Annotated in this window: 1 protein-coding gene; it reads right to left on the bottom strand. The window is 54.1% G+C overall.

Annotated features, from left to right (window positions below):
* Nucleotides 1-619: 619 nt before the first annotated feature.
* A partial coding sequence (locus AC3WMT_RS30810) for an immunoglobulin-like domain-containing protein (protein WP_492578073.1) occupies nt 620-2,266 on the bottom strand: 1,647 nt, incomplete at its 5' end.

The raw sequence follows: 2,266 nt of genomic DNA, 5'->3' as shown, positions 1-2,266 counted from the left end.
CCCGCCCCCAAGGCGCACAAGCCGGCGGATTCTGGCGTAGCTGTAGGCAATTACGCAAGGTCGTGTAGCCTGATTACATGTCTTGGCGTGTCATTTATACGCGAGTGTTTAAAAGTAGAGTTCGCAATCCCGTTTCAATCAATAGCGCGTACATCAGATCCGCAGTGGAATCTACCGCCTAATACATCCGCCACGCAGCAACATTTCCGCTGCGTATGCTAGTTGCTGTACATCGGCGCCCTTGGCTAAGGTGATATCGAGACTGGCGATGCTGTTAAACCCGATTACTAATAGGCCGTGACGGACGCGAGAATACGGAGTGAGGGTAGACCCGTCAGCGGCAACTACCCTTGCAGAATGGCCGCGAATCCCCGAGGGAGTTCAATGGATATCTAGCGGGCTTGATTTGAAACCTATCCGGACTAAACTTGTGTCGGACCTATTAACGGGGCGTCACGTGTCTGGGAAAGCCTCACCACTTCAAATAGCCTTTTATGTTGGTTTCAGTTCATCGAAAGAACGCCAACTATAAGAGTAGTCTCACCCGCCTCCCCTGGCGAGGAAGTGGATGAGGTGAGTTAAGATGTTTTACCAACGCGATGGGTGCCGCAGTTGCGGGTTAACGGTATAGACAGATCCCTATTATTTGAAGGGCTCGATCTTCATAAGAAACTTCCCATCTATCAATAAAGCTTTTCAATGTGTATCCAAAGTTCCCGTGTCCGGTCACTACAGGTCCGGACCACCAGCTAACTGCACCTTGTGTTGCGTATGGTTTGTACTTAAGGTTAAGTAATTTAATGTGTTGGAGTGCTTCGTCTATTCGTATTAGTGAGCCGCCGACTGAGTTGAGCCAATTGATATATGAGGGGTAGTTTAATTTCTGGGGCGCGTTGGAGAGATATCTGATGACGTTGGATGTATTAACGATGAATTGCTTCGTTTGACTGACAGCGTCTTGCACGGTAATAGTGGCTATCCCATTTCCTTCGCTTCTTACGATGCCGTCCGAATCAACTGAGGCAATGAGCGGCTTGGAAGATACATAGGTGTAAGGATGGACCCCACCTTGCGCACCACGGTTGGCTGAGGTTCCGGCGGGGTCGTTACCAGAGAGTGCCCAGTTCAGCCCCGAGCCTGCGATCGATATATTGAACCCGTTGAGGGTAAGCGGTGACGTATCCACGGTAAGTGGGGGGATCACGGTCAGCGTTCTGGCGACGGAACTCTCCCCGGGTACGTACAATGCCTTGGCGGTAAAGCTGTGCTCCGCCAGGCTCAGGCCGGTCACCTCAAGTTCCCACATGCCACCATTGGCGCGCACTTCCGCGATGCCTTTGGACGTCACACCGTCAAAGATCTCGACTTTCAGGCGCGGTGTGCCGCCGCCGGTCAACTTGACGGTGGTATCGAGCGTGGGGCCTTTATCGGGAATCTCCACGCCCTTGGAGTCTTTCACCGAGATGATGGTTGGCTTGATGGCGTTGGAAAGTGTGAAGATTCTGCCAAGCGATACCTGCCCCGTGCCGTACAGCGCCTTGGCAGTGAGCGTGCGAGTACCGATGGCGGTCAGCGTGGTTTCGCAGGTCCAGATGCCAGCGTCATTGGCGGTGTATTTACCTTTTGAAGCCCTATCGTCGAACACCTCGACTTCCTGAAGCGGTGCCGCAGTGCCGGTCAGTTTGATCTTCGGATCGACCGTGCCACCTTCATGCGGAATGTCTTCACCCTTGGAGTCTTGCACCGTGCTGATCACCGGTTTCACATCCTGCACGGCTTTGACGTTGTAAACGCGCGGCGGGAAGGTCACTGCTTTGGCTTCATCGGGGCTGCCGTCGAAAGTGACCTTGAATTCGATTTTCAGTGTCGAGTTGTCCTTGAGACCGCGCAACTCGGCCACCGGTGTCGCCGGGTAAGGCCCTACGATCACGCCATCACCGCGTAGCGTTTCCCCCTCATAAGTCGTCTTTTTGTACTCCGATCCATCGGCTTTGGTGCCGCTGTAGCGCAGCCAGATTTTCTGATTCGCAGCAATCAAAGGCCAGGCAGCCACGCGGGTGGACGCATTGTTGGCCAGGGTGATCACATCGAGATCATCGTTGGACGCGCCATCGATGGTTGCCTTGGGCAGTTGGGCATGTTCATGCGGGATCGTCAGCACCGTCAGCGGCAAAACCTTCGAAGGCACCGGCGCACCACCACGCGTCACGGTGTAACTCACCGTCACCGCTTTGCCCAGGTTGAAGGCTACAACCGATTTTTTCAG

This window comes from Pseudomonas sp. FW305-7, assembly GCF_058786735.1.
The sequence above is the reverse complement of the archived record's forward strand: the minus strand, read 5'-3'. Positions and strand labels throughout refer to the sequence as shown.